The 3,246-nt window shown below is 64.4% G+C and carries 4 protein-coding genes and 1 pseudogene; all 5 read left to right on the top strand.

Annotated features, from left to right (window positions below):
- Positions 1-447 (top strand): annotated as a pseudogene (locus VIR09_RS02035) (hypothetical protein); the annotation flags it as partial.
- A complete protein-coding gene (gene ccoS, locus VIR09_RS02030; protein ID WP_042794347.1) occupies positions 444-605 on the top strand; it encodes a cbb3-type cytochrome oxidase assembly protein CcoS in 162 nt (53 codons plus the stop codon). The pseudogene VIR09_RS02035 and the gene ccoS, both read left to right, overlap by 4 nt.
- A 149-nt stretch (positions 606-754) precedes the next feature.
- The gene (ccoN, locus tag VIR09_RS02025) at positions 755-2,242 is read left to right on the top strand and encodes a cytochrome-c oxidase, cbb3-type subunit I (protein WP_332011332.1); all 1,488 of its coding nucleotides are present in this window, start codon (positions 755-757) and stop codon (positions 2,240-2,242) included.
- A 10-nt stretch (positions 2,243-2,252) separates the two neighbouring features.
- Entirely contained in the window at positions 2,253-2,981 is a 729-nt protein-coding gene (gene ccoO / locus VIR09_RS02020) for a cytochrome-c oxidase, cbb3-type subunit II (RefSeq protein WP_332011330.1), read from the top strand.
- Between the two features lie 2 nt (positions 2,982-2,983).
- Positions 2,984-3,160: a CcoQ/FixQ family Cbb3-type cytochrome c oxidase assembly chaperone gene (locus tag VIR09_RS02015; RefSeq protein ID WP_332011328.1), complete on the top strand. Its 177-nt coding sequence runs from the start codon at positions 2,984-2,986 to the stop codon at positions 3,158-3,160.
- Positions 3,161-3,246 lie beyond the last annotated feature (86 nt).

Raw genomic sequence — 3,246 nt, 5'->3', positions numbered from 1 at the left:
GACCGCCTGGCCTCGCGCTTCGTCATGGCCCAGGTCGCGTTGGCGCTAGCCGCCGCGGCCGCCTGGGCCTACATCGATCCCGCGCACAGCATCCCGGTGATGGTGGCGCTGCTGGTGATGAGCTGTCCCTGCGCCATGTCGATGGCGGTGCCTACCGCCATGGCCTCCGCCCATTCGGCGCTGGCCGCCCATCCCCACATGCCCGATGCGGCGCTGGACGAGCTGCTGGGCGAGGCACGCCGCAAGGCACGCCAGAATCTGTACGGTTCGCTGATCTGGCATTTGCTGATGACGCCGCTGGCGCTGGTCGGCTGGGTCACGCCGTGGCTGGCCGCGATCACCATGCTGGTGTCCTCGCTGGCGGTCGCCTACAACTCGTGGCGCTTGTGCCGCCGCGACTGGTCCGGCGGCCTGGCGCCTGGCGCCGCGCTGGAAGCGGCGCAATGACCATCCTCTACCTGCTGTTGCCCTTGTCCCTGCTGTTCGTGCTGGCCATCGGCGTGTCCTTGTGGTGGGCCGTTTTCAACGGCCAGTACGACGATACCGACGACGCGGGGCGAGCCATCCTGCTCGATGACGACAGCGGACCGGCCAGCCGCGGCTGAGCCGCGCGCTTGATATTGCGCCGTGACCCGTTGCGCTGATGCCGCGTTCCCCTGCGCGCAGCCAGATGCTTGATCCAGATCAACGCTGCCCCTAGTGACTAGTCCCATCATTGCAGTCTGGAGCTATTTGTTACTTTAGGGGAAGGGCGATGAACGATTGCGCCGCAATCGCAAGCAAGGCCGACACCTTCAACTACAAGATCGTGAGGCAGTTCGCGCTCATGACGGTAGTGTGGGGCATCGTTGGCATGGCTGTGGGCGTTTTTCTCGCTGCGCAGCTTATCTGGCCGCAGCTGAACTTTGACACCGCATGGCTGAGCTATGGCCGCCTGCGCCCGCTGCACACCAACGCGGTGATTTTCGCCTTCGGCGGCAGCGCGCTGTTCACGACGTCTTACTACGTGGTCCAGCGCACCTGTCAGGCGCGCCTGTTCTGCGGCCCGCTGGCCGCGTTCACGTTCTGGGGCTGGCAGATCGTCATCGTCGCCGCCGCCATCACCTTGCCCATGGGTTTCACCAGCAGCAAGGAATACGCCGAACTGGAATGGCCCATCGACATCCTGATCACGCTGGTCTGGGTGGCCTACGCCATCGTGTTCTTCGGCACCATCATCAAGCGCCGTTCCAAGCACATCTACGTGGCCAACTGGTTCTTCGGCTCGTACATCCTGACCATCGCCATCCTGCACATCTTCAATAACATCGAGATGCCGGTGTCGCTGTGGAAGTCCTATTCCGCCTACTCCGGCGTGCAGGACGCCATGGTGCAGTGGTGGTACGGCCATAACGCGGTGGGCTTCTTCCTGACCACCAGCTTCCTCGGCATGATGTATTACTTCGTGCCCAAGCAGGCCGGCCGCCCCATCTATTCCTACCGCCTGTCCATCGTCCACTTCTGGGCGCTGGCCTTTACGTACATGTGGGCGGGCCCGCACCACCTGCTGTACACCTCGCTGCCGGACTGGACCCAGTCGCTGGGCATGACCTTCTCGCTGATCCTGCTGGCGCCGTCCTGGGGCGGCATGATCAACGGCATCATGACCCTGCAGGGCGCCTGGTACAAGCTGCGCACCGACCCGATCCTGAAGTTCATGGTGACGGCGCTGTCGTTCTACGGCATGTCGACCTTCGAAGGCTCGATGATGTCGATCCGCACGGTCAACGCGCTGTCGCACTACACGGACTGGACCATAGGCCACGTGCACTCGGGTGCGCTGGGCTGGGTCGCCATGATCTCCTTCGGTTCGCTCTACTACCTGATCCCGCGCCTGTACGGCCGCGAAAAGATGTACAGCGTCAAGGCCATCGAACTGCACTTCTGGATCGCGACCATCGGCGTGGTGCTGTACATCGCCGCCATGTGGATCGCCGGCGTGCAGCAGGGCCTCATGTGGCGCGACACCGCCAGCGACGGCACCCTGGTCTACAGCTTCGTGGAAGAACTGAAGACGCGCGTTCCGTACTACCTGATCCGTTTGTTGGGTGGCACCTTGTTCCTGTCGGGTGTGTTCGTCATGGCCTGGAACGTGTGGATGACGGTGCGCGGCGCGCAGCCGGTCAACCCCGCCATTCCGCAAGACGATCCCCATGCCGCACGCCAGCCGGTCCCCGTGACCGTCGCGCCGGCCACTGTTTGACGAGGACATCATGGCCAACAAGAAATCTGGTTTCTTTTCCCACCAGACGCTCGAGAAGAACATCGGCTGGATGATCATCGCCAGCATCCTGGTGGTGTCCTTCGCGGGCCTGGTCCAGATCGTGCCGCTGTTCTTCCAGCACAGCACGACCCAGCCCGTCGCGGGCGTCGAACCCTACAGCGCGCTGCGCCTGATGGGCCGCGACGTCTACATCCGCGAAGGCTGCGTCGGCTGCCACTCGCAGCAGGTGCGGGTGCTGGCTGCCGAAGTGCAGCGCTACGGCTCGTATTCGATCGCCGCCGAATCGGTGTTCGACCATCCGTTCCTGTGGGGCTCCAAGCGCACCGGTCCCGATCTGGCGCGCGTGGGCGAACGCTACTCCGATGACTGGCACCGCATCCACCTGCGCGACCCGCGCAAGGTGGTGCCGGAGTCCAACATGCCGGCCTATCCCTGGCTGGAAAAGACCGTCATCACCGGCGAGAACGTGAGCGACCGCATGCGCGCCCTGCGCAAGCTGGGCGTGCCTTACTCGGACGAGGAAATCGCCGCGGCGCCCCAGGCCATCGAAGGCAAGACCGAGGAAGACGCGCTGGTCGCCTACCTGCAGGGGCTGGGCGTGGGCGTGCGCAAGGCCAAGCAGGCCGAGCAGGCCAAGGCGGAAGCGGCCAAGAAGGCCGCCCAATCCGCCGCGCAACCGGCCGCACAATCCGCCGCACCCGCGGCCGCCGGAGGCTGATCATGCTGGGCTACCTGAGCGCGATCGTCACCGCCGTCTCGATGGGAACTTTTTTCGGCATCGTCTGGTGGGCCTGCTCGCGCGGCCGCCAGAGCGCCAACCGCGAATCGGCCATGCTGCCGTTCGCACTGCCCGATGAGTTCGGGCAGGGACAACAAGATGGAGCGAATCGGTCATGAGCGATTTCGTTAATGGCTTCTGGGGATATTTCATCTCTATCGTCGCCGTGGGCGGCGTGGTCTGGTGCGTGTGGCTGCTGTACACG

The sequence above is a fragment of the Achromobacter sp. genome (assembly GCF_036567245.1).
Taxonomy (GTDB): domain Bacteria; phylum Pseudomonadota; class Gammaproteobacteria; order Burkholderiales; family Burkholderiaceae_B; genus Achromobacter.
This window is presented reverse-complemented; position numbering and strand designations above follow the sequence as displayed.

What these genes read in the sequence shown, in the direction of transcription:
- ccoN (WP_332011332.1), top strand. Translation starts at nt 755, where the DNA reads ATGAACGATTGCGCCGCAATCGCAAGCAAGGCCGACACCTTCAACTAC.
- ccoS (WP_042794347.1), top strand. Translation starts at nt 444, where the DNA reads ATGACCATCCTCTACCTGCTGTTGCCCTTGTCCCTGCTGTTCGTGCTG.
- ccoO (WP_332011330.1), top strand. Translation starts at nt 2,253, where the DNA reads ATGGCCAACAAGAAATCTGGTTTCTTTTCCCACCAGACGCTCGAGAAG.
- VIR09_RS02015 (WP_332011328.1), top strand. Translation starts at nt 2,984, where the DNA reads ATGCTGGGCTACCTGAGCGCGATCGTCACCGCCGTCTCGATGGGAACT.